A 24555-nucleotide genomic window follows, 5' to 3' on the forward strand; every position below is an offset into this window, starting at 1 on the left:
GATAGCCAGAGCGAAACGAGCGTCCTTCTGATATCGCATCGAAGTGTCCCTGGCGCGGTTCGAACGTTGACTCAGGCTGCTCGTAGGTAGGGGGTAGGTACTTTGGGAGAGATGTGGGGCTGTGAGGTCGTCAATGGGGGCGCTCGAGAGTCCCTGACGCGGTTAGGTTCTGCTGATTGCGAAGAGTCCGGCCGTGCCGACCGCGTAGAGAATAAGGACGAGCAGCGAGTCGATTCCCATGCCGAGGACTTTCCGGCGGGGGCGAAACGCGATCCCCAGCAGGTAAACGAGGGTGAGCAGGATGGCGAGTGCGGTGAGGTAGATATCGGTAGCCTCTGCTGAGGGCAAGACAGCCTTCCCTGAGATGACGGTCGCGAGGAGGAACAGCACGGGCAGTCTTGACTGCGGCGAGCCCCGTCGAGATCTCGGGAAGGGACGTGGCAAGAGCCGCCAGTACCGTGGCTCCGAAGAGGATGCCGGAAAGGCCATACTGGTCGGCCATGGCGCTTCCGCTGCGTTCGAGCGCGATGCCGGCTACGAAGGTGAGGAGTGCGGCGGCGATGAAGATCGCGGCTGCCTTGGCAGTGCTGGTGCCGGTTGAGGTTGCGATCTCATCCTGCATCGCACGGCTGTGTCCCATCGGTTCAGGTTGGGATCCGGGCGCGTGGCCGTCGTCGTACCACGACATGCCTCTCCCGGCGCGATTGACCAGCAGGAGGCAATGACCCAGATCGCTGCGATGAGAGCGGTGTCTGGGGTGAGGCGGAAGAATATGAGGTCCGCTGGCATCTGGCTGCCGGCGATGACGACGGACAGGATCGCGATGACGAGCGCTGCTTCGACGATGAGCGATAGCGACCCGGCTCGGTAGGTCAGCGATTTAGCGCCGCGTACCCCGACCAGGTCAAGAAATGCCAGTACTGCGGTCTGGATGGCGATGCCGCCGAGGATGTTACCGACAGCGATCGAGAGATCACCTTGGATCGCGGAGCTGACGGTTATTGCCAGCTCGGGAAGGTTTGTGGTGATGGCGAGAAGGATCAGGCCGCCAAATGCCGCACCGAGATGTAAACGTTCGGCCAGAACGTCGGTGTAGCGACTGAGTTGAATGCCGGCGACCCAGATCGCGCCGACGGCGGCGAGGAAGATCAGTACAAGGAGCCAGAACGGAAACAACAACATCGGCCCCTTTACTCCGCCAAGGGCAGCGGAAGCTGACCGGGCGCACAGTAGCAAAGGACACAGTGCTCAGCGAAAACCTGGCACAGTTCCTGCTCGCCGAGTCCCGCGGAGAATTCGCGTGCGAGTTTGCGGTACGCAGAGCCAGTGGCAAAGATCACCGAGAGAGCTTTGTGCACATCACCGTCGCCAATGGTGACGTGCTTGAGATCGCCTTCAAGTTGAAGGTCCACGACGTCGTCCAGAACAACCTCGGTGCCAAACCTTTCGGCTTTGGCTTGATTTTGAACATGAGAGGCCCAGGACGCCGTCCCGAAACCCGGGAAAATTCTCGACCTCAGTCGTCTTGACCAGCTCGCCGCCGGCTTCGACTGAGCTTGCGATGAGTAGCGGATCGAGGTTGGCGCGGCCGGCGTAAATCCCGGCTGTGTACCCGGCGGGACCGGAGCCGATGATGATGGTCTGGCGCACCTGGAACTCCTTCTACTGATGGGTTTAGATGCGGTTGTGCTCGACGGGGTCCGCAACCCGCAACCAGCGGAGCCCTCGCATGTTGAGAGATTTCTGTCCGGCGTGTTCGACGACGACGAGGAGGACGTTGTCGCAGTTGCGACAGCGCGCGACGAAGCCCATGGGCTGGCCATACACCATCGCTTGTCCCAACGCGGCGATGTCGGCGCAGGACCGGCATTGGCCCTGGGCCGTTGTCGGTTCGAAGGCGAAAAGATCGGTGGTCGGTCCAGCGAGGACATTGCCGTCAAGGTGGTCCATCAGGTTCCTCCGAATCGCTCGGTGCGGATGGCATCGGGTGCGTGCCCGAGGCTGATGAGGGCACGGGAGACGGCTTCGACGAATCCAGTGGGGCCGCAAATATAGGTCAGCGGGGCCTTTTCCGGGGGAAGTGTCTCCCTTTGCAAGTCCTCAACCGTCAGCCGCCCGGCTGAGCGAGACCAACCCGGCGGCACAGCACCGGTGTAATGCCACGTCGTTCGAACGGTTGCTGTGGGTTGGGAGAGCTCGTCGCGGAAGAACGCGTCCTCCGGCGTCCGCAGCGAATAGAGAAGCTGCATAGGCACGGTGCTGCCGACGCTGGCGTGAGCGCGGGTCATCGCGACGAACGGCACGACACCGGAGCCGCCAGCGATCAGTTGGACCGGTTGGGTCTGTTCCGGCCGCCACACGAACCATCCACCCAGTGGGCCCCGGAGCTCGACCGTGTCACCGAGTTCGAGGTCGTCGACGAGGAATGGAGAGACTTCACCGTCTGGCAACCGGTCGATGGCTAGTTCGATCTCCTCGCCTGGGCCAGCACTGGCGATGGAGTATGAGCGGACAGCCTGATACCCGTCCGGCGCGGTGAGCCTAACATCGACGTGCTGCCCCGCATCGTTACCTGGCCATCCGGGCACTGTTAAGGTGGTGCTGCGCGCAGCGGCGGTCAGTGGGTGTGCACTCGTCAGACTGCCGGTGAGCCAGCCGACGGCCTGGCTGGTCACGAGTAGCGCTCTTCACGCCAAGGGTCTCCGTGCAGGTTGTAGCCGTATTCTTCCCAGAAGCCTGGGTTGTCCTCGCTCTGCATGACAAGTCCCCGCACCCATTTGGCGCTCTTCCAAAAATAGAGATGAGGCACCAGGAGGCGTGCCGGGCCGCCATGTTCGGGGTCAAGCTCGCTGCCTCCGTACTCGTAGGCAATCCAGGCCTTTCCGTCGAGAAGTTCCTGACGTGGGAGGTTCGTGGTGTAACCGCCGTAGGAGTGCGCCATCACGAAATCGAAACCCGTTTCGACCTCAGAGAACAAGGTGTCCAGTGACACGCCCCGCCATCGGGTGCCGAACTTTGACCAGCTGGTCACGCAATGGATATCGACGGTAATGTCCTCGGACGGGAGGGCGAGGAATTTGTCCCAATTCCACCGATGGGTCTGTCCTGTTTCGGTTTGGATGAAGAACTCCCAGTCCTCCGTATCGATCGACGGGGTCGGGCCTGCCGACAGCACGGGGAACGACGCCGTCAGGTGTTGCCCAGGTGGGAGCGCAGGGTTGTCGTCGCCGCGGCGACCTCCGAAAACTGCCATCTTTTCTCCTTTCAGCGGGGTCAGCAAGAAATTTCGTAGGCCTCTGGCCGACTACCGGGTTAGCGCGGTCTGGTCCTCGCAGTGCGGGAGCTTCCAACCAGGGCGGACGTAGTGGCAGGTGTAGCCGTCGGGGTACTTCTGCAGGTAGTCCTGGTGCTCCTCTTCTGCCTCCCAGAAATCTCCGGTCGGTTCCACCTCGGTGACGACTTTCCCTGGCCAAAGCCCGGACGCGTCGACGTCCTTGATGGTGTCCAGCGCGACCTGCTTCTGCTCGTCACTGGTGTAGAAGATCGCTGACCGGTAGCTGCGGCCGATGTCGTTGCCCTGCCTGTCCAGGGTCGAGGGATTGTGGATCTGGAAGAAGAACTCGAGCAGATCCCGAAACGAGATGATGTCGGGGTCGAAAACGATCTCCACGCTTTCAGCATGATCGCCGTGGTTTCGGTAAGTGGCGTTCGGTGTGTTGCCACCGGAATAGCCGGCAACGGTGGAGATCACGCCCGGCTTCTTTCGGAGCAGCTCCTGCGCGCCCCAGAAACAGCCGCTGGCCAGAATGGCTCGGTCGCGGCTCATGATGCTGCCTCCGTGGTGAAGAGACTGCGGAACTGCCCATAACCGGCGGTCTCGAGCTGGTCCAGGGGGACGAACCGCAATGCTGCCGAGTTGATGCAGAAGCGGAGGCCACCTTCCGCGGTTGGTCCGTCATCGAACAGGTGGCCGAGGTGGCTGTCGCCGTGCTTGGAGCGCACTTCGGTGCGGACCATGCCGTAGCTGCGGTCTTCGTTCAGCACAACGTTGCCAGGGTCGATGGGGACGGTGAAGCTGGGCCATCCGGTGTGGCTGTCGAATTTGTTGATCGACGCAAAGAGGGGCTCGCCGGAGACGATGTCGACGTACAGACCGGCATCGTGGTTGTTCCAGTACTCGTTGCGGAACGCGGGTTCGGTGGCCGCCTGTTGGGTGACCTCGTACTGATCTGGGGTGAGTTTCGCAACCTTCTCGGGATCTTTGCGGTACTCGGTGGCGGCCATGTGGACCCTTCTTTCTCTGGGGTGGTTACTAGATCGTGGATCGCGTGCCCGGGTCAAAGACGCGTCTGGTCTCTGGCGTGAAGGGCGCTAATGGTGAGCCTCACCCCGGGCTTGAGGTGAGCTGGGGGGCGTATCGTCCTTCGGACGTGGCTCCGCGAATGAGTTCGGTGAACCGGACGCCGACGACATCACCATCGGCATTTGTAATCCAAAAGACGTCGTAGGTAGCGCGATAGGTCGGTGGCCAGAAGGACCAGAACTGCCCCTGATCGTCTACTCCCCACCTTCCGGATGTAGGGCTCCCGTTCTCGGTGTAGGTGGTGCGACCGTCACGAGTGAATACCTGCGTTGCCTCGTCGGTGTAGGTGAATGGTGCTCTTGTCAGGGCCTCCGCTATGTCGCCTGCGTCAATGCGGTCACCGTTCTTGACGGTAGGTCCCTCAGCTATGGACATGGCTTGCTCCCTTCGAATGGTGTGTCGCTCTGGACGCGTCCAGGCGACTCGGTTGCCGGTGATCAGCAGTTGCGTCGCTCACTCGATGAGCTTTCACGTCAGCACTGCTGATTGGCGATGGCACGTAATTAGTCCGCGGTCGGTCCGGTGCCGTGAACGATGTCTCCGTTGAGCCCATCCGGGTAGAAGCCGCCGGCGCTTCCCGCTTGGGCGTCGAGGTAGACGATGTTGAGGATCTCCGCTGCGCTCCGTCCGAATGCCCGGCCGTATTCGTCGGTGGGAACGAGGTTGGCTGCGTCCTTGGTGCCGAGGTCCTGATCATCCTCGGCTGGGCCGCTCACTGCGTTGCGAACCGCGGAGATCTTGTGCACGACGTCGAAAACGGAATCATCCACGAGTCCCTCGTTGAACAGCGTGGCCCGCACGATCCCGGCGTGGTAGGCCTCGGTTGCCAGCAGGCCTGCTGCTGCGTCCAGGTAGGTCTTGTTGGAGATGAACGGTGCCGCACCCTTGAAGGCGGTGACTCCCACGTCTTCGAAGAGAAAAGCGGCGAAGAGGAAGTTACGGTCGTTCGCGTAGGCGTCGAAGATCTCTCCGGGCTTTATCAAGCCGGCAGCCAACGCGGCCGCGGTGAAGCTGTGATCGAGAGAGATCCGTGGGCGCGCAACGGCCGCCTTACCGAGTGCGCCGCGGAGGAACGCGACATGGGCTCGCTCGTCCATGGCGATCTCACGGGCAATGTTCTTGATCAAGGGACTCCGGAAATCGACTTGCCGGCCGCCGGACACTTGGCCGGGCGTCCCCGTCCCTCCCACCATGTCCTCGGGAAGTCCCTGCCCCGTTGCGCCACGAAGGTAGAACTCGGCTTCAAGGTATTCAAGGTTGAGCGCGAAGTTCAGGATCGAAGCATCGCTGGGCCCGTCCTCGGTTGTGGTATCCGCCGGCGCGTCGGTCGCAGCTTCAGCGACCATGTCGGTCAGCTTGACGCGGTCCTCTGCGGTCTCCGCGCTGGCATTGATGGCGTCGCTGATGAAGCGGTTCTTAGACATCCTGACTCCCGTGCTGTTCGATGACTCCGGTCGCGCCAGAGGCAAACTGCTGGTGCTCGAATCGGCTGTCGAACACTGTGTCAGTTCTACACCAAACAGGACCCTTTAGTCCATACTTGCATTCCCGAAAGTGCCACTGAGGGATGGCGGCTGAACTCCATGCTCGCAGGTCAGGCCGAGGAAAACCCGCTTGTGGTCTGAGCAATTGGATGAATGGAGGTCGCACGCTGGGATCAAACGCATGGCTTGCCGGATCGACGTTAGGAGCCTAGGCTGGACTAAATAGTTCTGTGTTCGATCGACAGATCGACCGACCTTATCGGGCAAACCCTCAACTCGACGACGGAGTACGCAGGACCATCAGCCGCAGAGCCGCCTGCGCCGATTGCCGAACCCCCAAAGACAGACATACGGCGCACTCAGCGAATTAGGACTTACCAACATGGATATGGACTCATCATCGTGGCTGACCGCCCTCGACGATGCCGCAACCAAACGGGACGCGGCATTGGCCCGCCTGCACGAGATGTTGCTGAGGGTCGCCATACATGAGACATATCGGCGTGGACCCACCTTCCGCATTGGCGGGCCGGAACTCGAGGACCTTGCACATCAGGCCGCCAACGATGCGATGGTTTCCTTGCTGGGGAAGCTCGATACCTTTCGCGGGGAGAGCCGATTCACGACCTGGGCGTACCGCTTTGTCGCGCTGGAGGTCTCCAACAAACTCGTCCGCCACTTTTGGCGCAGGCCATCCGTGTCCCTAGATGTCGAGGACTGGGAACGACTCCCTGCACGGTTCTCTGCCGACCCGCTCGCACTGACACAGCAGCGGGAACTGATCACGGCCGTGCAGCGGGCAATGAACGAGACATTGACCGATCACCAGCGCCACTTCTTCGTCGCGATCGTGGTCAACGGTGTCCCGATGGACGCCATGGTGTCTCAGTCTGGATCGAATCGGGGCGCGATCTACAAGACCGTTTTCGAGGCACGACGAAAGATCCGAGCCTACCTGACCGCTAATGGGTACCTGGAAGGGGAGCCGGCGACTGCCCAACTTATTGAATGACCAGGCGGTAGAGGTGGAAGGCCATAGCCGGTGGTGGGAGTGCTTCGAGCAATTCCTGGACGCTGACCCGCGCGGCATCGGATGTGATGGCTGTTCTTCATGCCATGTCGACCTACTGGCGGCCGGAGTCGATGTCGAGCCCTCCCTACGACCCAGACGCGCTAGGCGACTGGTGAGCTCGAACCGAATCTCGGGCGAGGATCACAGCCCCATGCGTAGCTTGGTCAGGGGTGGGCTCAATCAGTAGCAGGCTCTCGATATGCGCTAGCGCCATGTCGATTGATGTTGCCATCGGTGTGACATCGCGCGCAGTCTGGGCCAGCATGTACCCGCCTTGGAGGGCGCCCATGAGTCCTGTCGCGAGCTGGTCGATTGATGCCTCGGGTGGAAGCGTGCCACCGTCCTGGAGCCTGCGCAAGACGCCCGCCAGGAGTCCCTGCCATTCGGTAAAGAGTTGAGACACGGCCCGGCGGGCGGCGTCGTCTTGATCGGAGACTTCGGAGGCCAGTGAGCCGAGCGAACAGCCGTAGGCGCCATGCCGTAGGGCGTTGTTCTGTACCAAGGCATCGCGCCAGCGTCGCAGGCCCGGGATCGTCGAGACATGGCCAAGGGCATCGCGCTCACGCTCGATGACGCGTCCTCCGACATGGTCGATGACGGCCCGCACGAGCGCGTCCTTGCCTGCGAAGTGGTGGTACAACTGCGACTTGCTCACTCCACTCGCCAATAGCACGTCGTCGAGCGTGGTAGCCCCGACTCCCTGGACATTCATCAGGTCGGCTGCTGCGGCGACGATCCTGGCCCGCGTCTTTTCACCGCGCGCCGTCAGGCGCCTGCCATTCCGCGAGTCAAGGGTTGTCATGACACCATTTTACTTATCGAGCTACTCGTTCCCGTCCTTGCGGGCTATTGTCCTCGGCTGCCCACAAAATACATGAGCGCGAGGTCGAGTGCGGCGTTGAGAGGCCGGGGGTCTCGTGCAACCTGACTCAGAGTGCTGCCTCCACAAAGCGCCGCAAGAATCAGCACAGCAGTCTTCTGAGCGTCGACATCGGCCTTCGGGCCCCGCGCGGAAGAGCAGTGCGTGTCCCCCCTGGCGCCGGACTGCAGCAGACGATCCACCGTCTCGGCGATGAGCTCGCGCCACCGGTCGAGGAAGTCGGCACGGTCGCGCACATCGCCTGTCTGTCGCAACGCCAACACGTACGGCGACTGCGGGGTCATGAGCTCCTCGACGACGCCACGGCGCCAGCCGGCAAGCATCGCCCCGTCGGTGACTCCAGCCAGACAAGCTCTTTCGCGGGCCAAGACCTCCACAAAGTATGTCCTCATCCGTCCACCCAGCCAGTCGACACCATTCACACATCCTGCCATCACGTGGACGATTAAGTCCAGTTCGTATGGCGCTTCACGCTCTGTACAAAGAAATATGCCGCCTTTCTGCAACACCAATGGACCATATGGTCCCTTTATTCTTTTCAGATCGCTTCATCTTAGCTGGGTCTCGTCTATTGGGATCGCTGTGACTTCACACGGCGCGTTAGGGAGCAGTTCCGATCGGTCATTCGCCCTTGGCCGACTTGGCGCCTCATCGGCTCACCGTCCTTAGCTTCATAGCCCCTCGGCGGCACCCCACGCTGACCGGAAAGGGCCCGCGGGGGTCGGCGTCAAGTGGCGAGCGACATTGCAACGTTGTTGGTAAGACGACGCCGCGAACCGCCACAAACTACTCGGACAATGACGCCGTTCGTTGTGCCCACCTACAGCGAACGGCGAACTACACGCAGAAGGAGCAAGAAATGAATGACACCACGCGGTCCACTGAAGATCTGACGATTCTCGAGCAGCTCAACCTTGACTACAACAATGCGGACCAGGCCAGCGACGCCAAGCGCTTCAGCGAGTTCCTTGCTGAAGATTTCCTCGTGCAGACACCGGGTGTCACCCGCAACCGCGACGAGTACCTCGAGTACATCGCTAAGCCTCGCCCTTTCAAGGATCTCGCTCTGCTCGAAGTCAAGATCCGCCTCCTCGGCGACGTTGCTCTGATCCATGGCCGTGGAACGTACACGCTGCTGGCCAATGGCGCGGAGCAGGAAGCCCTGTACACCGATGTGTATCAGAAGCGTGAGGGCACCTGGGTATGCGTCTCGGCCTGCGCGATCGCTCCCGGAGCCTAACCCGCGCCCGCGAGGCTGCTGGTCGCGAGATACCCCGGACCTCGGGTGGGACGCAACACCCAAAAGCAATCCCAGCGGGGATCTGGCCCACAGACATGCTCGCAGCCGTGCCGCAGGTCCGTTGGCTGAACGTCGACGTGACCGCGGCCATCATGCCCGCGCACAGCTGACCGCTGCAGAACTCCGGGGTGGTTAAGAACAATAGGAAGGCACGACTCGATGCAAAACATGGCACCAGTGGTCAACATGACTCGCAAGGGCAGAACGCTCCGCCTGGCGTTCGTTTCCGCAGTGGTCTCCCTGGTGGCCGCGTTTGCCGCAGTGGGGTCGACAATCCCTCTTTTCAACATCTACCGGGCCGAGGACGGGTTCACCAACGCCGACATCTCGCTGACCGTCGTCGCCTACTCCACCGCTACTCTCACCACACTGCTGGTGCTGGGACGACTGTCCAGTCATGTGGGCCGACGGCCCACTTCGATCGCCAGCCTCGGCTTGCTCCTACTCGGCTGTCTGGTGCTGCTGAACGTGCACGACGTCGGCACTCTGATCGCCGGCCGGCTCCTGATGGGCCTCGGCGCCGGGCTGGCCAGCAGTAGCCTCACCTCCTACATCGTCGACGCCGCGCCGGCCAGGCCGACCTGGCTGGCCTCCGTCGCCTCCAGCCAGACAGTCATGCTCGGCCTCGCAGTCGGTGCCATCGCCTCCGGTGCCCTGGTCCAGTTCGGCCCCTGGCCGCGCGATCTCATCTATCTGGTTGTCGTCGGCCTCCTCCTCCTGTCTATTGCACTCATCGCTGTCAGCCCGGAAACCGCCACGCCGACGCCGGGTGCTTGGCAATCACTGCGACCCCGAGTCCGCGTACCAGCCCGGGTCAGGCACCTGCTCCTCGCAGCGGCGTCGGTGTTCCTCGCCACCTGGGCGACCGGAGCCTTTTACCAAGCCTTCGTGCCCGCGCTGGTCGAAGATCAACTCCACACCAGCAGCCCGCTCATCCTCGGACTGGTGTTCGCCGCCTACATGGGTCCCAGCGTTCTCGGCGCTCCCCTCGGTGGCCGATTCTCACCGGCGACGGCCCAACGCCTCGGCATGATCGCCTTCCTGGGCGGAATGATCGGCATCATCACAGCGATCGCCACCGGCACACTGGCGTTGTTCATCGTCGCAACCATCGTCGCCGGCGCCAGTCAAGGCATCGCCATCAGCGCCGCCACCCGGGCCCTGCTGCACGGCAGCACCCTGGCCGACCGGGCACCGATCTTCAGCGTCATCTACCTACTCTGCTACAGCGGCGCCACGATCCCCGCCCTCATCGCCGGCAAACTCTCCAACACCTTCTCGCTGCCGCAGATCGCCCTCGGATACGGCTCACTTGCGCTAATCGGTGCCCTGTTCACTGCGATCGCTGCACGCAACCCGCACACCGACCGACCAGGAACAACCAGCACGGTGGGCATTGATGACGAAACTCCACCATCCAGACCTCACTCGACCCTGATCAGGGCGGCGCCCGGCCACGGCGACCAGTCGGTCCTCGCGCCAACACATGATCGCCCAGATGCGCAACCGTAAGTATTCCTCAGTGCCTGCGTGGCGGTAGACGGCCGCTTGATGAGTCCAGGGTTCACTGGGATTCGAACGGTCCTCACAACAGCCCGGCTAGTATCGTCAGTCTTTACGATGGCCGGTTCCTGTAGCCGGCTCTGTGGAGGTCTTCATGGGAGTGGAACCGGGCGATGCGGTAGCTGAGCTGTTCAATTATGAGCGGCGACGGCTGGTCGGTCTGGCCTACAGAATGCTCGGCACGGTCAGCGAGGCGGAGGACGCCGTGCAGGAATCGTTCGTGCGCTGGTACCGGCTCGACGACGCCGAGCGCGCAGGTATCGCGAACCCAGCGGGCTGGCTCACTCGGGTAACCAGCCGCATATGCCTTGACATGCTCGGCACTGCCCGTGTCCGCCGGGAAACGTACGTCGGCCAGTGGTTGCCCGAGCCAGTACCCGCGAACGTTTTCGCCGCTACGACGACAGACAACAGCAGGCCGCTCGTGCCGTCAGAATCGGACGACCCGCTGGACCGGGTGACGCTTGACGAGTCGGTAAGCACGGCACTGCTAGTGGTGCTCGAAGCGATGACACCGGCAGAACGCGTCGCATTCATTCTGCATGATGTCTTTGCGGTTCCCTTTGAGGAGATCGCTGGCATCGTTGGGCGTTCCCCGGCAGCGGCCCGCCAGCTGGCGAGTTCGGCTCGCCGGCGCGTCCGATCCCAGCGCGCACACGCGGTCGACGAGGCCGAGCATGCCAGGGTGGTGCAAGCGTTTGGTGAAGCGTGCCGTGAGGGTGACATCAGCACCTTGATGTCACTGCTCGATCCTGCCGCGACCCTCCGGTCCGACGGCGGTGGATTCGCGCGTGCAGCATTGAATCCGATCAACGGAGTATCGAAGGTGGCCCGTTTCCTCCTTGGCGTCCTCGCCAAACAACCCACGGTCAGCCTCGAGCCCCAGACCACCGGCGACGGACCGGCCTTCGCGCTGGTGCGGGACGGGCGCGTGACCGGCGTGATTAATCTGCTCGTCGACGGTGATCGGGTCACCAGGGTCTGGATTCAATGGAACCCGGCGAAACTTAGTCTCTGGCCTGGTCACGGTCCGCAGACCTCACATCATTAACTGGTACGTCGTCAGTTCTTTGGGACGCCCGTCGCGCCCTGTTCTAAATCATCTGAAGTAGAGGATCTGACATGCACGCACTCACCGTCTCTGACCCCCATGCCGGTCTTGCCGGGCTCACACTGACCACACAGCCCCACCCGCACGCAGCTGAAAACGATGTCATCGTTCGTGTCCATGCAGCGGGATTCACGCCGGGGGAACTTGACTGGCCGGGAACCTGGTCAGACAGGTCAGGAAGGGACCGCACCCCCAGCATCCCCGGACACGAACTCTCCGGCGTCGTCACCGAACTCGGGTACGGCACTACCGGCCTCACCATAGGTCAGCGGGTGTTCGGCCTGTGCGACTGGACCCGCAACGGCGCATTGGCTGAGTACGTCGCCGTGGAAGCCCGAAATCTCGCTCCGCTTCCGGCAGACATCGATCACACCGTGGCCGCTACACTGCCGATCTCAGGGCTAACCGCCTGGCAGGGGATCTTCGAGCACGGCCGCCTTGAACCGGGCCAGACCGTCCTTATCCACGGCGCAGCCGGCGGTGTCGGATCAATCGCAACGCAACTGGCCCGCGAAGCCGGTGCCCGTGTCATCGGCACGGGGCGGGCAGCGGATAGGGAGACGGTGCTTGATCTTGGCGCCGATACATTCCTTGATCTGGACGCCGATCAGGTGGAAGACGCCGGTGAGGTGGATTTGGTTTTCGATCTCATTGGCGGCGACATCCGCGATCGTTCCACGGCGCTCGTCCGTGCAGGGGGGACCCTGGTAACTATCGCTGGTCCTCCTTCCCTGCAGCCCGAGAACGGGCGAGCCGTCTTCTTCGTCGTGGAAGCGGACCGGAGTCGGCTAACAGACCTCGCACAGCGGCTGAGAGACCGGCGTCTGCGCACCATCCTCGGCGCGGTCCGCCCTCTCGCCGAAGCACCTTCCGCATTCAACTCCCTGCGGCGAGCGAACGGCAAAACCATCATTCAAGTCGCGGAAGGCAACTAAGACGATGACTGAACAGCAGACAGCGACAGTTGCCGACCTCGACTGATGCAGGAGCCGGCAGCGTCCTTCCGGTTGCGCCCTCAGCCAGGGTTGATTCAAGCTGAGGGTCCTCGCATGAGGAACCCAACCGGGAGGCGCATTCTTCGGCTCGAACTGATCAGAATCCCTGAGGGGATCTATCGCACTGGTTGAAGAGGCCCTGGACGCTAACAGGACACTCACGCCGTGCTCGGCTTGGATACGCCACCATCTTCATCAGTTAAAACCGAAAAGGGCCGGCTGGTGGGCGGTTTCCATGGGTCGTGCACACCCAAGTCCGACCCGCCACCGAGCTTGGCCGTTTTGGGCCGCCCTGATTGAAGTACCGGCAGCCTGCAGGTCCCCGATCATCTCCCGCTCCTGCGCGCTGAGGAACCGCGCATCGATAGGCTTCTCCAGTGCGGCCAGCGGGATCTCTACATTGATCAGCCCCAAGGCTGACCCGATGGGACATAAGAGTGGGAAGTCTGTCATTCCCGGAATCTGTGAGCTCTTCTGCGGGCCGATAGCCGGTATTAGGTCAGGCTAGCTAAGTGGGCGTTCCTCGGTCGCCTCGCTGGTTGGAATTCGCAGAATCTGAGGACGCCGACCAGCTGTCCCCTATCTGTCAGACCGACATTTCTCAGCAGGCGATCCGTCGCTGGCCCGGCTCCCGTAGGGCGCGGCCAGATCAGCGTCATGATGGCCCTCTCCACAACCGGATACTGCTCCACGAAAAGCCGCTTATCGACGTTGGAGAGACCCCGGAAATGGGAGAAGCGCTGCGTGCAAGGGCCCAGAAAACGGTCCCGAACACGGCCTCGCCGTAGCCGGAAATCCTGGCTGCAATGCGTCCGGCAGCTTTGTCGCCCGGCTGGCGAAGCGATTAATCCTTCTGCGTCAGAGCCGTGATGGCCTCAAGGACGGAAGCGTCGACGTCGAACCCACCGGCTGCAAGCTGCTCGGCCCGCAGGGCGGCCGACCGTTCGAAGGGCATCCGGACGGGCACTTCCTCATCCGCCCGTCGGGTTGTCCGCATGGCCTCGGAAAACGCCGAGACCTTCACCACGAATTCTTCCCCCTGGGTCAACAGGTCAGGCTGCATGGCGAAGACAAGAAAACCAAAGTCCTCCAGCGGCTTCGGAAAAACCGGCGACCCGGCCAGAATTCCCAGCAGCTGGACGCTCACGCCGAGGCCGCTGCCCCTGTGTCCGCCCCATGCGGTAAAGGCTCCGGACAAGGCTCGTGCCGGATCTGTCGTAGGTTGACCGTCGGAGTCGTAGGCGACACCGGGAGGCAGGTGGCGTCCCTGTCGCTGAGCGAGGACGGCTTGGGCATGAATGATTTCCGAGATTCCGATGTCCCAGATCACCGGCGTTGACGTGCTGGGAAACCCCAGACAAAACGGGTTCGTGCCGAACCGGCCCTCCGTCCCGCCGAATGGCGCCACCCAGGGCGACGCATTCGAGGCGATCATAGCGACGAGCCCTTGCGCTGTGATCATTTCGGCGTAATAAGACAGCATTCCCGTGTACCAAGTATTGTTCGCTCCGACGACTGCCAGGCCCACGTCCGCCGCCTTGTCGAGGGCGATCCCCACGGCTCGCTGCGCCACAACGTAACCGAGTCTGTCCCCACCATCCAGCTGGGCTGACAGAGGTGTCTCCCGCGTGATTCTGATGCCGTCCGCGCCCATGGGCTTCACAGCCAACCGCTCACCGATGCTCAGGATCCGGGCTAGTCCGCTGAACGACAAGCCTCTCAGCTCACAGTCGAGGAGGTGCCGGAGGGTGATGTCTGAATCCGGACCGGACAACCCCAGTTTCCTCAGAGCAGCGGTACCCACCTCAGTGGCGTTTTCCAAGCTGATGAACATCTTCCGCCCTTTCGTGTTAGCCGGCGTAGGGGTCGGCGATGCCGATGTACTGCGTGTAGAGGTACTCCTCGATACCCTCCAGGCCGCCTTCGCGGCCCAGGCCGGACTGCTTCACGCCGCCGAAGGGTGCTGCCGCGTTGGAGACCACGCCGGCGTTCAGGCCGAGCATGCCGGTTTCGAGGCGTTCGCCCATCCGGATGCCGCGGTTCAGGTCGCGGGTGAAGACGTAGGCGACCAGGCCGTATTCGGTGTTGTTGGCCAGCCGGATGGCCTCGTCCTCGGTGGTGAAGGTGATGATCGGGGCGACGGGTCCGAAGATTTCCTCGGACAGGATCCGGGTGCCCTCGGTGACGCCGGTGAGGATGGTGGGCTGGTAGAAGTAGCCGGGCCCGTCCACGGGTCCGCCGCCGGCCACGGCCACGGCCCCGGAGGCCACGGCGTCGGTGACGAGCTCGTGGACTTTGTCGCGGCTCTTCGCATCGATCAGCGGGCCGACCTTGGAGTGGGCTTCGGTGCCGCGGGCGGTGGTCATGTCCGCCATCTTCGCGGCGAACTTCTCCGCGAACTCGGCCGCGACGGACTCGTGCACAATGAACCGGTTCGCGGCGGTGCAGGCCTCGCCCACGTTCCGCAGCTTCGCCAGCATGGCCCCGGCCACGGCGGCGTCAATATCGGCGTCCTCGAAGACGACGAACGGGGCGTTGCCGCCGAGCTCCATCGAGGTCCGCAGCACGGTTTCGGACGCGTCCGAGAGCAGCCGGCGGCCCACTTCGGTGGACCCGGTGAAGGAGAGCTTCCGCAGGCGCTGATCCTTGATCAGCGGGCCCGTGGTGGCGCCGGCGGTCGAGGTCGGGATGACGTTCAGGACACCGGCGGGCAGGCCGGCCTCCTGCATCACGGCGGCGAACAGCTGCGAGGTCAGGGGCGTCAGGTTGGCGGACTTGAGCACCATGGTGCAGCCGGCGGCCACGGCGGGGGCGATCTTCCGGGTGGCCATGGCCAGCGGGAAGTTCCACGGCGTGATCAGCAGGCAGGGGCCCACCGGCTTCTTGGTGACGAGCAGGCGGGACTTGCCGTCCGGGGAGACCGAGTAGCGGCCGAACGCGCGGACGGCTTCCTCGGAGAACCAACGCAGAAACTCAGCGCCGTACGTGACCTCACCGCGGGCTTCGGCCAGCGGCTTGCCCATTTCCAGGGTCATCAGCAGGGCGAAGTCCTCGGCGCGGGCGGTGACCATTTCGAAGGCACGGCGCAGGATCTCCCCGCGTTCACGGGCCGGGACCTGTGCCCAGGAATCCTGTGCGGCAGCGGCTGCGTCCAGGGCGGCCTTGCCGTCCTCGGGACCCGCGTCAGCGATGCTGAGCAGGACCTTGCCGGTGGCGGGATCCTCGACGTCGAACGTCTTACCGGACGCGGCCGGCCGCCATTCGCCGTTGATCAGCAGTCCGGTCGGAACAGAGGCCAGCAGCTCGCTCTCGCGCTCCGCAGTAACGGTGGGCTGTGCAGTTACAGTCACGAGGCGGCCTTTTCTGCTTCGAACGCGGCGACTTCTTCGAGGATGATCGGGGCCGCGGTGGTGGCCGCATGGATGCCGATGACGCTCGCGATTTCCATGACCTCTAGGATCTCCTCCACCGTGGCGCCGTAGCGGAGCGCGTTCTCCATGTGCAATTTGGTACCACGCTCGTAAAGGTGGGTGGCGGCAATGTCGAACGCGATGTAGATGAATTCCTTGACCTTGGGCTCCAGCGGCCCGAACTTCCAGGACGCGGAGGAGAACTCCGTGTAGGCCTCAAGGTATTCCGGATCGAGTTCCAAGGTGTCGTCCCAGGTCTTGTTCCAGTAGCCGCGGTTTTCGGTGAATTCCTTCTTGACCTGCTCCTGGTACTCCGTCAGGGGCTGTTTGACGGTTCGCCCCCCGGTCTCGTCCAGGACATCACAGAGAATGGGTACCCCGACGTTCATGGCGTGCACCCCGAGCGTGCTTGCAAGTTCCACCACCTCCATGATCTCCGCTGACGTGGCACCAAAGCGCAAGGCGGCCCGGACGTGCTGCCGGACACCCGGGAGGTACATGTGGGTTGCCGCGCTATCCACGGCAATGTAGATGAACTCCTTGACTTTGTCTTCCAGGTGGTTCTTCTTCCATGGAACGGAGGACATGGAGAGGTACCCCGCAAGGAACTCGGGGCTGAGCGCCAGGATGGCCTCCCACGAGTCTCCCCACGTTCCGCGGATGCTGATGAAGTCTTGTTTGATTTGCTGCTGGCGGGCTGTCAGCTCCATGGTTTTTCCTTCACTGGGGTGGGTCGGACGGTCAATGAGTTGCCTCGGCTGACCGCTTTCGGGCATGGCGGAGCAACACTCGCTAATGCGGTGTGGCTGTGGTGTTAGTGGCTGTCAGTCGTCGAAATCGGCGAGGGCCGTGCGTGCGGCACGCCGGACGTGGGCGGCGTACAGGGCGGTGGCCAGCGGGGCGTCCCGTTTGGCTACCGCGGCGGCGATGGCTTCCATCTCTTCCACCGCTTCCATGGCACGGCCGGGGTGTGAGAGGGACGCCGCGCGCAGTACGTGCACGCGGGCCTGGATCTGCTCGATGAGCTGACGCAACGGTTCGCTGCGGGCGCCCGCGATCAACACGGCGTAGATGCCGTCCTTGGCCGCGAGCACCCCGCGCATGTCATCGCTGTGCTCTTCCGTCACCTTCCGGTAGTGCGCAGTAGCCCTCCGAAGATCACTAATCTCCGGGTCAGTCCCCCGTTCGATGAACCGCTGGACAATGAGTGACTCCAGGGTGGCGCGCACCTCATAGAGGTCCTCGGCTTCCGAGCGCGTGGGCCTGCTGACGATTGCGCCTTTCTGCGGAACAACAGTCACAAGCCCCTCGGAGGAAAGCTCCCGGATCGCTTCCCGGACGGTGGTCCGAGAGACGCCGAGCTGCTCCATCAGCTCCCGCTCCACGAGGCGCTGGCCAGGTTTGAGCTGAAGCCCGGTGATGGCGCTCCGGAGCCGGTCGGCAACTTGCTCGCGCACCGGCGCAGCCACGCGTCCCAGCGGCTCGGACGCCCATGAGTCGGCCAATGAATTGGTCACGGTCATCGTGTTCCTTCTTCCTGCGCGCGGATCTCAGCAATCCTACCTGTGGCTGACGGCGGACTCTTGTGAAGTCGCGGCCACCCACCGGGCTATTTCTGTGTGGTCGGCGTTGTCCGGCAGTTCTGCAGCAGCTTCTTCCCAGAGCTGGACCGCGGCGTGGCTCAGCCTCGACGCGGCGTGGACCTGGTCGGCGAGGTCGACTGCAATCTTCATGTCCTTGAGCATCAGTTTCAGGGCGAAGCCCGAATTGTAGGTGCCCGGAAGGATGAAGTTGGGCCATTTGTTCTCGGTCGAGCCGCTCTTGCCGCTCGAGCCATTGACGATCTGCAGCAGGAGATCCGGATCCACGCCGAAGCTTTGCCCGGCCAGGATGGCCTCGCTGCTGACCAGCAGGTGCGTGGCGGACATGAGGTTGTTCAGTGCCTTCGCCGCGTGTCCTGCCCCCACTTGCCCGGCGTGCTTGACGGTTCCGAAGCACTCCAGGATGGCGGATACCTCCGCCAGATCCTCGTCCGATCCCCCTGCCATGACGGTGAGCACGCCGTTTTCCGCGCCCTTCACGCCACCGGATACTGGGGCATCGACGAAGCGGATACCTTTTTGCCGCAGGCGTTGCTCGAGGGCCCGGCTGCGAAGCGGTTCGCTCGAGCTCATGTCGACGACCAAGGTGTTTGTGGCCAAAGCCGCCTCGACATCGGCGCTCGCGATCACCGACTCGACGACGTCGGAATTTGGCAGCATGAGGATGACGGTGGTGGCGCCGTTGACCGCCTCGGCCGGCGAGCCGAACGCCAGGCCGCCCACAGCCCCTAGCTTCGCCCGGGCCTCCTCCGCTAGGTCGAATCCCCGGACGGTGTAGCCGGCGTCGAGAAGCTTCCGTGCCATGGGCGAGCCCATGTTCCCGAGCCCGATGAAGGCAACTGTGGTCATGACGCCTCACTGACCTTGAGTTCGTTCAGCACCTTCTCAGCCACCCGGAAGGATTCCAGGGCTGCGGGGACGCCTACGTAGATGGCTGTCTGCATAAGGATCTCCTGAATTTCCTGCTCCGAGACACCGTTGTTGATGGCTCCGCGGACGTGCACCCCGAGTTCATGGGACCGGTTCAGGGCCGTGAGCATTGCGATGTTGATCATGCTGCGGCTCCGCCGGTCTAGGCCGTCGCGGTTCCAGACGGCGCCCCAGCAGTACTCCGTGACCAGTTCCTGGATGGGTCGGCTGAACTCGGACACCTGCCCAAGGGATCGTTCAACGTGGCTGGCCCCAAGGACTTCCTTGCGTGTTGCCAGACCCTCGTCGTAAGTAGTTTCGTGTGTGTCGCTGCGGTCCATGGTTATTCCTTCCGGAGATCTGGGGTCTTGCTGTAGTCGGGCTCGTCCACCGGTTCGGCCCAGTGCGTCACACCCAGAGAAATGGCGGTGTGGGTCATAAAGGAATCCGGGGCGGCGCCGTGCCAATGGCGTTCTCCCGGCGGGCACCAGACTGTGTCGCCGGCGTTGAGGACGCGGGGGGTGTCCTCCCCCTCTGCGTGGATGAGACCCCGCCCGGCGAGCACCTGGAGGATCTGGCCATTTTCGTGATGGTGCCAGTACGTCCTGGCCCCCGGGGTGAAGTTGACCGTGTTGATGGTGACGCCGTCCGTGGATGACATCGTCAAATACGGGAAAGCGGTGCCGCTGAACTGCGAGCCGGCTTTGCCTGCCGTGCCGTCCTGCACGGGTCCGTTGATGATCCTCATGGCTGCTCCTTTGCCGGTCCGGGCGCTGCATGCGGTTCCTCGGGCGTTTCGTCGCCCGCCGGCAACGGGTCGAACAGCCGCACGCCGCCGGACACATCTCCGATGGCGTCGACCACGGTGTTACTGATCTGGTCGGCGTAGCCGAGAGCGTTGGCGAGGCCGAAGCTCGCCAGCGGACCCGCGGAATTCGGGCTTGCCACCCCGAGGTCCCCGGCCAGCTCGACGTAGGCCATCACGTCCTTCATCATCAGGGAATTGGTGAGGCCGCCCTTGAGATAGTCCCCCTTGATGATCTTCGGGAACCTGTTCAGCGAGGCGAAGCTGACCCCTGAGCTGTTGTTGATGACATCCAGCAGCACCTCCAGGTCCAGGCCGGCCTTCTTGCCGGCGACCATTGCTTCCGCCGTGGCGGACAGGGTGATGGCATTCAGGAAGTTGTTGATGAGCTTCGTCGTGTGGCCCGCCCCGGACGCCCCGGTGTAGAAGATCTTGCTGGAGAAGAATTCCAGCGCCGGCCGTGCCCGCTCAAGGGTGCTTTCCTCCCCGCCCACCATCAGCACCAATTCGCCCTTTTCTGCGGCCGCCGCGCCGCCGGAGATGCCGGCGTCCAGGTAGCTCGCGCCTGCGGCGGCCACTTTGCCCGCGATCTTGCGGGTGGAGGCAGGGGCGCAGGTGCTCAGGTCGACGACGATCTGCCCGTCCCGCAGGTGCTCCAGGACACCGCCGTCACCAAGCATAACGGCCTCCACGACGGCACTCTTGGGGAGGGAGAGGAGGATGATGTCCGAGCCGTCCGCCACGTCCGCCGCACTGGCGGCCGGGGTGGCGCCGGCCGCGGAGATATTTGCTGAGACGGGATCGTAGCCCAGCACGTCTTTCCGCGCGCTGGTGATGCAGGTGGCCATCCGGCCGCCCATGTTGCCAAGGCCAATAAACCCGATGCGGAGTTCGCTCATTGTCCTGCCCTCTGGAAGTTGTTGCCGTAGATGGCTTCGTCCACGCTGGTGGTGTCCCAGGCCCCAGCGCCGCCACTGGGCCGGACGGTGTTCACAATGGAGGCGCCGCCGTCGGCCGCGATCACCTGGCCGGTCACGTACGCGGAGTCATCGCTCAGCAGGAAGGCCACGACGCCGGCGATTTCCTCAGCGGTGCCGGCCCGCCGCAGCGGGGTAGTACTGGCGCGCTGCTCCATGTCGTTCTTGCCACCGCTGGTGGTTGCGGCGGCGGCAAAGAGTTCGGTGGGCACGATGCCCGGTGCCACCGCGTTGACCCTGATGCCCAGCGGGCCGCCGTAGACGGAGCCGCCATGGACCAGCCCCACGACGGCGTGTTTGGACGTGTGGTAGGCCAGCAGGTCCGCCGCCCCCGTGAGGCTCGCGATGGACGCCGTGATGGCGATGTTGCCGCCGCCGCCCTGCGCGGCGAACTGCCGGAAGGCTGCCCGCATGCCCAGGAACTGCCCGCGGACGTTGACGTTCATAACGCGGTCGAAATCTTCGACTTCGACGTCCGGCAGAGCCGCGAACTTTCCGAAGATCCCGGCGTTCAGGTGGTGCAGGTCCACCCTGCCAAAGGCGTCCAGTGCCTCCTGCATGTAGTGGTGGACGTCCGCCTCCCGGGCCACGTCAGCGGCCACGGCGATGGACCGGGTGGGCAGCGATCGCGCCACGGCGGCTGCGGCGTCGGCATTGATGTCGACGACGACGACGTGCGCGCCCTCCGCGGCGAGCCGCCAGGCAGAGGCCTTGCCCAAGCCTCCCGCCGCGCCGGTAACGACGGCCACTTTGCCGTCAAAACGCAGGATGGTCATGACTGTTCTTCCTTTCTGCCGATGGTTGCTGCGAGCCCGGCCAGGGGGCCGGCCGTGACGGGAGTGAATCGCTCCAGGGTGGAGGGGTCGTGGCCTGTCACAAGATGGCTGGCGGTCGTGTCCATCAGCTGCCGGATCGTGTCGAAGCCGGCATACATTTCCTGCACGTCATTGACGAACATGAACGGTAGGTCCTGTTCGAATTCCTCGTAGTAGTGGATGGCGTCGGAGGCGAGCACCACCTGGCCCTCGCTGGTCTGCACGGTGACGATCGACTGGCCCGGAGTGTGGCCGCCGACGCGCGAGATGCGGATGCCGGGGGCAACCGTGTAGTCGTCGTCGAAGGTCGTGATCCTGCCCTCCCCCGCCGCCCGCTTCAGGTAATCCAGTTCCTCGGTTTCGATCGAGTGCTTGAATTGCCTGCGGGCGGCGAAGCTGCTGAGCCAGAAGTCCAGTTCAGCGCGGGCCATGATGATGTTCGAGTCCGGGAACAGGTCCAGGTTCCCGATGTGGTCGTAGTGCGCGTGGGTGACCAGCACCTGCGGTGCGTCTCCGGGATCTACGCCCAGGGCGGCGAAGGCCGCGGCCGGCTCGATCAGGAAGGTGCGGTTCCGCACCTCCCCGCCGTGCCGGGAGAAGCCGGTGTCGACGACGACGGTACGTTGCCCGTTGCGGATCACCCAGAAGAAGTAGTCCATGTCCACGGGTTCGTCAGGCGTTTTGTAGATGTGGAAGTTCAGGTACACATCGCTCTTCACTGTGGATCGGGTCCCGAACTTCACAATGCTGACTTGATACGTATCGCTGTTCGTCATGCTCGTTATCCTCGCTTAGGCAATGACTTTGGCATCCTCGACCGGCCCCGGCGTCTTCGCGTGCCAGTCGATCTCGTCGCTGAAGATATCCTGCTTGCTGCTCTCCGGCAGCCACTTGAGGAGGACCACCAGGGCGATCAGGGCGATGAAGACCTGGTAGAAGGCCGGGGCGATGGCGTTGCCGGTGCTGGAGGCCAGGAACGCGCCGATGTAGGGCCCGGGGCCGGCGATGAAGGCGAGGGCGATGTTGAAGCCGATTGCGCTACCCGTGGCCCGGGTGGACGCCGGGAAGAGTTCGACCAGCATGACCACTGTGGTCACCGAGACCAGGCACTGGATGGCGCCCAAGAGGATCAGGCCGAGGATGATGAGGGCCGGATTGCCGGTGCTCATCAGCAGGAAGACCGGAATGGGCAGCAGGACGTAGCCCACCGTGCCCACGAGGTTGGGGATGCGCCGACCGTACTTGTCCGAGATCATGCCCGCGATAGGGCAGAAGACCATGTAGATCAGCAGGCCGATAGCGCTGAGCATCAGGGCATTCGGGCGCTGGATCTTGAGAGTCACTTCGAGGTAGTTCACCACGTAGGTGGCCAAATAGTAATAGCCAAGGCCCTGGACCGCCGCGAAACAGATCGTCAGCCCGACAGCCTTCAGGTTGCGCTTGAGCTTCGGCGCAGGAACCGCGGCCGAGTCGCGGGTCTTCTTGATTTCCTTGAAGACCGGGGTGTCGTCCAGCCGGAGGCGCACGAACAGCCCGACCAGGGCCAGCGGTGCGGCGGCCCAGAAAGGGATCCTCCAACCGAAGTCCATGAGCTGATCTTTGGTCAGGATGTTGTTGAGCCAGAGGGCGAAGCCGCTGCCGGCAACGGTGGCCAAGGCTGCCGTTGCCGAAATGACGCTGGCGTAGGTGGCGCGGCGGTTGCGGGGGGCTCCTTCAATCAGGAAGGCAGCGGAACCCGTCCACTCCCCGCCCGCTGAAAGCCCCTGGACGCAGCGCAGGAGCACCAGCAACAGAGGAGCGGCGACGCCGATGGCCGCGTAGGTCGGAATAAACCCAATCATCGTGGTGGCCAGGCCCATGGCCAGGACCGAGAAGCTCAGGGCCGCGCGGCGGCCGTACTTGTCACCGATCGGTCCCAGGATGAACCCGCCGAGCGGCCGCATAAGGAAGCCGACCGCAAAAACGCCCAGGGAAGACAGGAGAGACACCACAGGGCTCTGGTCCGCAAAGAAAAGCTGGCCGATGATGACGGCGAAGAACCCGTACACGGCGAAATCGAACCATTCCATGAAGTTGCCAACGCCAACTGCGAAAGCGGCCTGGCCTAACTTCTTGTGCTGCATATCAGCTTGATTGATGCTCACTAGTTACCTCCTCGTAACTCTCTGTGGAGCGGCCGCTACGTTGCGATGGCCCTCTGAGAAAATTGTACGACAATCGTACGGTCTGTCAATAGGAGGAGCGAGGGCGGCATTTCTCACCATCAGACGCCCAATCCGGACTCCCACTTCCCGCGCGGAACACACGCCGAATTACACCTAGGGGGCGTGTCTTCTTATTGGCGTAGCCAGATGATGAGGGGGTAGAGGACGACGCCGGCACGGTGGGTCAGTGCGGGTTTCCTCGTCCACGACGCCAGTGCCGCCAACGTGATCATCGCTGTGTTCAGCGGAATGACCGTCGGTGACGGGCCCGTCTCTGAGAGACGCGGCAACCGCCTCGTCTACCGCAAGTCTGCCCGGGACGCCTTTCTTAGCGGGAACGGCACTGACCCTATGCATGGGAGGAAACCGGTAGCCGCGCGTCCAACTATGGACACGTCGCACTGATCAACCAAACCAGGACCGGCCCCGGAAGAAGAGTCCGGATCCCACACACCTCCGCTCTTTCGATGATTTCTATGCCAGCCACAGATAACCCCCAAGACGCTCCCGCTGAACCCGGCACGTCCTAAGGAAACCTACGATCCGAACCCCAAAGTCATGTCGCTTGCATCAGAGACCTGCATGAAGTGGTGAAGGCAGAACCAGGATGATAGGGACCAAAATGAAGGTCGAAAAGCCACCCGTGCACAAAAGTGCACAATGTGCACGGCCCATTTGGCCGGACAAACACGCGATGAGCGCACTCTGCCAGGTTCGCAGAAGGTAGCTATCCGAGGACGACCCTCAGATGAAGATTCGTTTTGGTCATGTCGTCACCACAACTCTTGACCACGAATGAGTGACGGCCAACAACTGGCCACCGGAAACAGCAAAGGACGACAGAAAACCCTAGATTCCAGCAGGCGGAAGGCCCACCAGCCCGGGCCCTGACCCCGCCCCCCGCGCCTCCCCCCCCCCCCCCCCCCCCCCCCCCCCCCCGCCCCCCCCCCCCCCCACCCCCCCCCCCCCCCCCCGCCCCCCGCCCCCCCCCCCGCCCCCCCCCCCCCCGCCCCCCCCCCCCCCACCCCCACCCCCCCCCCCCCCGCCCCCCCACCCCCCGCCCCCA

Annotated in this window: 27 protein-coding genes and 1 pseudogene; 5 read left to right on the top strand and 23 right to left on the bottom strand. The window is 63.4% G+C overall.

Features of this window, described 5'->3' with window-relative positions; genetic code table 11:
• Positions 1 to 162: 162 nt before the first annotated feature.
• From CXQ91_RS25530 to CXQ91_RS22255, 9 genes and pseudogenes are all read right to left on the bottom strand, one after another.
• Complete coding sequence (locus CXQ91_RS25530) at positions 163 to 348, bottom strand: hypothetical protein (RefSeq protein ID WP_258074221.1); 186 nt, start codon at positions 346 to 348, stop codon at positions 163 to 165.
• Positions 349 to 534: 186 nt separating this feature from the next.
• Complete coding sequence (locus CXQ91_RS25535) at positions 535 to 1182, bottom strand: hypothetical protein (RefSeq protein ID WP_258074222.1); 648 nt, start codon at positions 1180 to 1182, stop codon at positions 535 to 537.
• Between the two features lie 122 nt (positions 1183 to 1304).
• A pseudogene (locus tag CXQ91_RS25540) lies at positions 1305 to 1650 on the bottom strand (NAD(P)/FAD-dependent oxidoreductase); the annotation flags it as partial.
• A 24-nt stretch (positions 1651 to 1674) separates the two neighbouring features.
• The gene (locus CXQ91_RS22225; RefSeq protein ID WP_104176038.1) at positions 1675 to 1950 is read right to left on the bottom strand and encodes a DUF6510 family protein; all 276 of its coding nucleotides are present in this window, start codon (positions 1948 to 1950) and stop codon (positions 1675 to 1677) included.
• Positions 1950 to 2675, bottom strand: a complete 726-nt coding sequence (locus CXQ91_RS22230; RefSeq protein WP_258074223.1) for a ferredoxin reductase — start codon at positions 2673 to 2675, stop codon at positions 1950 to 1952. Before CXQ91_RS22230 ends, CXQ91_RS22225 begins: the two co-directional genes overlap by 1 nt.
• Positions 2672 to 3253, bottom strand: coding sequence for a molybdopterin-dependent oxidoreductase (locus CXQ91_RS22235; RefSeq protein ID WP_104176039.1), 582 nt, complete (start codon positions 3251 to 3253; stop codon positions 2672 to 2674). The genes CXQ91_RS22230 and CXQ91_RS22235 overlap by 4 nt, the downstream gene beginning before the upstream one ends.
• A gap of 51 nt (positions 3254 to 3304) precedes the next feature.
• On the bottom strand, positions 3305 to 3826 hold the full coding sequence (gene msrA, locus CXQ91_RS22240; RefSeq protein WP_104176040.1) for a peptide-methionine (S)-S-oxide reductase MsrA: 522 nt from the start codon (positions 3824 to 3826) through the stop codon (positions 3305 to 3307).
• On the bottom strand, positions 3823 to 4284 hold the full coding sequence (msrB, locus tag CXQ91_RS22245; RefSeq protein WP_104176041.1) for a peptide-methionine (R)-S-oxide reductase MsrB: 462 nt from the start codon (positions 4282 to 4284) through the stop codon (positions 3823 to 3825). The genes msrA and msrB overlap by 4 nt, the downstream gene beginning before the upstream one ends.
• 582 nt (positions 4285 to 4866) lie before the next feature.
• Positions 4867 to 5787: a ferritin-like domain-containing protein gene (locus CXQ91_RS22255; protein WP_104176042.1), complete on the bottom strand. Its 921-nt coding sequence runs from the start codon at positions 5785 to 5787 to the stop codon at positions 4867 to 4869.
• A 442-nt stretch (positions 5788 to 6229) separates the two neighbouring features.
• Between CXQ91_RS22255 and CXQ91_RS22260 the strand changes: the two genes are divergently transcribed.
• Positions 6230 to 6859, top strand: coding sequence for a sigma-70 family RNA polymerase sigma factor (locus CXQ91_RS22260; protein WP_104176043.1), 630 nt, complete (start codon positions 6230 to 6232; stop codon positions 6857 to 6859).
• A gap of 145 nt (positions 6860 to 7004) precedes the next feature.
• On the opposite strand, the gene CXQ91_RS22265 is transcribed toward CXQ91_RS22260, so the two are convergent.
• Together CXQ91_RS22265 and CXQ91_RS22270 are read right to left on the bottom strand one after the other, a co-directional pair.
• Positions 7005 to 7721 carry a TetR/AcrR family transcriptional regulator gene (locus CXQ91_RS22265; RefSeq protein ID WP_104176044.1) on the bottom strand — a complete coding sequence of 239 codons (717 nt, stop codon included), beginning with the start codon at positions 7719 to 7721 and terminating at the stop codon, positions 7005 to 7007.
• A 44-nt stretch (positions 7722 to 7765) separates the two neighbouring features.
• Entirely contained in the window at positions 7766 to 8308 is a 543-nt protein-coding gene (locus CXQ91_RS22270) for a hypothetical protein (protein WP_146072415.1), read from the bottom strand.
• 350 nt (positions 8309 to 8658) lie between these two features.
• Here CXQ91_RS22270 and CXQ91_RS22275 point away from each other — a divergent pair, with 350 nt between their 5' ends.
• The 4 genes from CXQ91_RS22275 (at position 8659) to CXQ91_RS22290 (ending at position 12708) form a co-directional block, all read left to right on the top strand.
• Positions 8659 to 9039, top strand: coding sequence for a nuclear transport factor 2 family protein (locus CXQ91_RS22275; RefSeq protein WP_104176046.1), 381 nt, complete (start codon positions 8659 to 8661; stop codon positions 9037 to 9039).
• A gap of 246 nt (positions 9040 to 9285) precedes the next feature.
• Positions 9286 to 10611 carry an MFS transporter gene (locus CXQ91_RS22280; RefSeq protein ID WP_258074225.1) on the top strand — a complete coding sequence of 442 codons (1326 nt, stop codon included), beginning with the start codon at positions 9286 to 9288 and terminating at the stop codon, positions 10609 to 10611.
• A 145-nt stretch (positions 10612 to 10756) separates the two neighbouring features.
• Positions 10757 to 11713 (top strand): RNA polymerase sigma factor SigJ, encoded by a 957-nt coding sequence (gene sigJ / locus CXQ91_RS22285; protein ID WP_104176048.1) that lies wholly within the window; start codon positions 10757 to 10759, stop codon positions 11711 to 11713.
• A 71-nt stretch (positions 11714 to 11784) separates the two neighbouring features.
• Complete coding sequence (locus tag CXQ91_RS22290) at positions 11785 to 12708, top strand: NADP-dependent oxidoreductase (protein WP_104176049.1); 924 nt, start codon at positions 11785 to 11787, stop codon at positions 12706 to 12708.
• A gap of 904 nt (positions 12709 to 13612) precedes the next feature.
• On the opposite strand, the gene CXQ91_RS22300 is transcribed toward CXQ91_RS22290, so the two are convergent.
• The 12 genes from CXQ91_RS22300 to CXQ91_RS24930 all read right to left on the bottom strand — a co-directional run bounded on the left by CXQ91_RS22300 (position 13613) and on the right by CXQ91_RS24930 (position 23779).
• Positions 13613 to 14602 carry an Ldh family oxidoreductase gene (locus tag CXQ91_RS22300; RefSeq protein WP_104176051.1) on the bottom strand — a complete coding sequence of 330 codons (990 nt, stop codon included), beginning with the start codon at positions 14600 to 14602 and terminating at the stop codon, positions 13613 to 13615.
• 16 nt (positions 14603 to 14618) lie between these two features.
• Positions 14619 to 16118 carry an NAD-dependent succinate-semialdehyde dehydrogenase gene (locus CXQ91_RS22305; RefSeq protein WP_104176052.1) on the bottom strand — a complete coding sequence of 500 codons (1500 nt, stop codon included), beginning with the start codon at positions 16116 to 16118 and terminating at the stop codon, positions 14619 to 14621.
• The gene (locus CXQ91_RS22310) at positions 16115 to 16888 is read right to left on the bottom strand and encodes a carboxymuconolactone decarboxylase family protein (protein WP_104176053.1); all 774 of its coding nucleotides are present in this window, start codon (positions 16886 to 16888) and stop codon (positions 16115 to 16117) included. Before CXQ91_RS22310 ends, CXQ91_RS22305 begins: the two co-directional genes overlap by 4 nt.
• A 114-nt stretch (positions 16889 to 17002) precedes the next feature.
• Positions 17003 to 17695: a GntR family transcriptional regulator gene (locus CXQ91_RS22315; RefSeq protein ID WP_219816583.1), complete on the bottom strand. Its 693-nt coding sequence runs from the start codon at positions 17693 to 17695 to the stop codon at positions 17003 to 17005.
• 42 nt (positions 17696 to 17737) lie between these two features.
• A complete protein-coding gene (locus CXQ91_RS22320; protein WP_104176055.1) occupies positions 17738 to 18628 on the bottom strand; it encodes an NAD(P)-dependent oxidoreductase in 891 nt (296 codons plus the stop codon).
• Positions 18625 to 19029 (bottom strand): 4-carboxymuconolactone decarboxylase, encoded by a 405-nt coding sequence (pcaC, locus tag CXQ91_RS22325; protein WP_104176056.1) that lies wholly within the window; start codon positions 19027 to 19029, stop codon positions 18625 to 18627. The genes CXQ91_RS22320 and pcaC overlap by 4 nt, the downstream gene beginning before the upstream one ends.
• A 2-nt stretch (positions 19030 to 19031) precedes the next feature.
• Entirely contained in the window at positions 19032 to 19436 is a 405-nt protein-coding gene (locus CXQ91_RS22330) for a cupin domain-containing protein (protein WP_104176057.1), read from the bottom strand.
• A complete protein-coding gene (locus CXQ91_RS22335; RefSeq protein WP_104176058.1) occupies positions 19433 to 20392 on the bottom strand; it encodes an NAD(P)-dependent oxidoreductase in 960 nt (319 codons plus the stop codon). Before CXQ91_RS22335 ends, CXQ91_RS22330 begins: the two co-directional genes overlap by 4 nt.
• Positions 20389 to 21246: an SDR family NAD(P)-dependent oxidoreductase gene (locus CXQ91_RS22340; protein ID WP_104176059.1), complete on the bottom strand. Its 858-nt coding sequence runs from the start codon at positions 21244 to 21246 to the stop codon at positions 20389 to 20391. Before CXQ91_RS22340 ends, CXQ91_RS22335 begins: the two co-directional genes overlap by 4 nt.
• Positions 21243 to 22061: an N-acyl homoserine lactonase family protein gene (locus CXQ91_RS22345; RefSeq protein ID WP_104176060.1), complete on the bottom strand. Its 819-nt coding sequence runs from the start codon at positions 22059 to 22061 to the stop codon at positions 21243 to 21245. The genes CXQ91_RS22340 and CXQ91_RS22345 overlap by 4 nt, the downstream gene beginning before the upstream one ends.
• Before the next feature lie 15 nt (positions 22062 to 22076).
• The gene (locus tag CXQ91_RS22350; RefSeq protein WP_219816584.1) at positions 22077 to 23429 is read right to left on the bottom strand and encodes an MFS transporter; all 1353 of its coding nucleotides are present in this window, start codon (positions 23427 to 23429) and stop codon (positions 22077 to 22079) included.
• 191 nt (positions 23430 to 23620) lie between these two features.
• Positions 23621 to 23779 carry a hypothetical protein gene (locus tag CXQ91_RS24930; RefSeq protein WP_181039008.1) on the bottom strand — a complete coding sequence of 53 codons (159 nt, stop codon included), beginning with the start codon at positions 23777 to 23779 and terminating at the stop codon, positions 23621 to 23623.
• Positions 23780 to 24555: the final 776 nt, after the last annotated feature.

Source organism: Arthrobacter sp. Y81 (genome assembly GCF_002929335.1).
Taxonomy (GTDB): Bacteria; Actinomycetota; Actinomycetes; order Actinomycetales; family Micrococcaceae; genus Arthrobacter.

Excerpts from the sequence above, each read along its gene's own strand:
- CXQ91_RS22335 (WP_104176058.1), bottom strand. The coding sequence starts at position 20,392 with ATGAGCGAACTCCGCATCGGGTTTATTGGCCTTGGCAACATGGGCGGC.
- CXQ91_RS22225 (WP_104176038.1), bottom strand. The coding sequence starts at position 1,950 with ATGGACCACCTTGACGGCAATGTCCTCGCTGGACCGACCACCGATCTT.
- CXQ91_RS22290 (WP_104176049.1), top strand. The coding sequence starts at position 11,785 with ATGCACGCACTCACCGTCTCTGACCCCCATGCCGGTCTTGCCGGGCTC.
- CXQ91_RS22235 (WP_104176039.1), bottom strand. The coding sequence starts at position 3,253 with ATGGCAGTTTTCGGAGGTCGCCGCGGCGACGACAACCCTGCGCTCCCA.
- CXQ91_RS22280 (WP_258074225.1), top strand. The coding sequence starts at position 9,286 with ATGACTCGCAAGGGCAGAACGCTCCGCCTGGCGTTCGTTTCCGCAGTG.
- msrB (WP_104176041.1), bottom strand. The coding sequence starts at position 4,284 with ATGGCCGCCACCGAGTACCGCAAAGATCCCGAGAAGGTTGCGAAACTC.
- CXQ91_RS22330 (WP_104176057.1), bottom strand. The coding sequence starts at position 19,436 with ATGAGGATCATCAACGGACCCGTGCAGGACGGCACGGCAGGCAAAGCC.
- CXQ91_RS22275 (WP_104176046.1), top strand. The coding sequence starts at position 8,659 with ATGAATGACACCACGCGGTCCACTGAAGATCTGACGATTCTCGAGCAG.
- sigJ (WP_104176048.1), top strand. The coding sequence starts at position 10,757 with ATGGGAGTGGAACCGGGCGATGCGGTAGCTGAGCTGTTCAATTATGAG.
- CXQ91_RS22300 (WP_104176051.1), bottom strand. The coding sequence starts at position 14,602 with ATGTTCATCAGCTTGGAAAACGCCACTGAGGTGGGTACCGCTGCTCTG.
- CXQ91_RS22345 (WP_104176060.1), bottom strand. The coding sequence starts at position 22,061 with ATGACGAACAGCGATACGTATCAAGTCAGCATTGTGAAGTTCGGGACC.
- CXQ91_RS22255 (WP_104176042.1), bottom strand. The coding sequence starts at position 5,787 with ATGTCTAAGAACCGCTTCATCAGCGACGCCATCAATGCCAGCGCGGAG.
- CXQ91_RS22340 (WP_104176059.1), bottom strand. The coding sequence starts at position 21,246 with ATGACCATCCTGCGTTTTGACGGCAAAGTGGCCGTCGTTACCGGCGCG.
- CXQ91_RS22265 (WP_104176044.1), bottom strand. The coding sequence starts at position 7,721 with ATGACAACCCTTGACTCGCGGAATGGCAGGCGCCTGACGGCGCGCGGT.
- CXQ91_RS22260 (WP_104176043.1), top strand. The coding sequence starts at position 6,230 with ATGGATATGGACTCATCATCGTGGCTGACCGCCCTCGACGATGCCGCA.
- CXQ91_RS22310 (WP_104176053.1), bottom strand. The coding sequence starts at position 16,888 with ATGGAGCTGACAGCCCGCCAGCAGCAAATCAAACAAGACTTCATCAGC.
- msrA (WP_104176040.1), bottom strand. The coding sequence starts at position 3,826 with ATGAGCCGCGACCGAGCCATTCTGGCCAGCGGCTGTTTCTGGGGCGCG.
- CXQ91_RS25535 (WP_258074222.1), bottom strand. The coding sequence starts at position 1,182 with ATGTTGTTGTTTCCGTTCTGGCTCCTTGTACTGATCTTCCTCGCCGCC.
- pcaC (WP_104176056.1), bottom strand. The coding sequence starts at position 19,029 with ATGGACCGCAGCGACACACACGAAACTACTTACGACGAGGGTCTGGCA.
- CXQ91_RS22320 (WP_104176055.1), bottom strand. The coding sequence starts at position 18,628 with ATGACCACAGTTGCCTTCATCGGGCTCGGGAACATGGGCTCGCCCATG.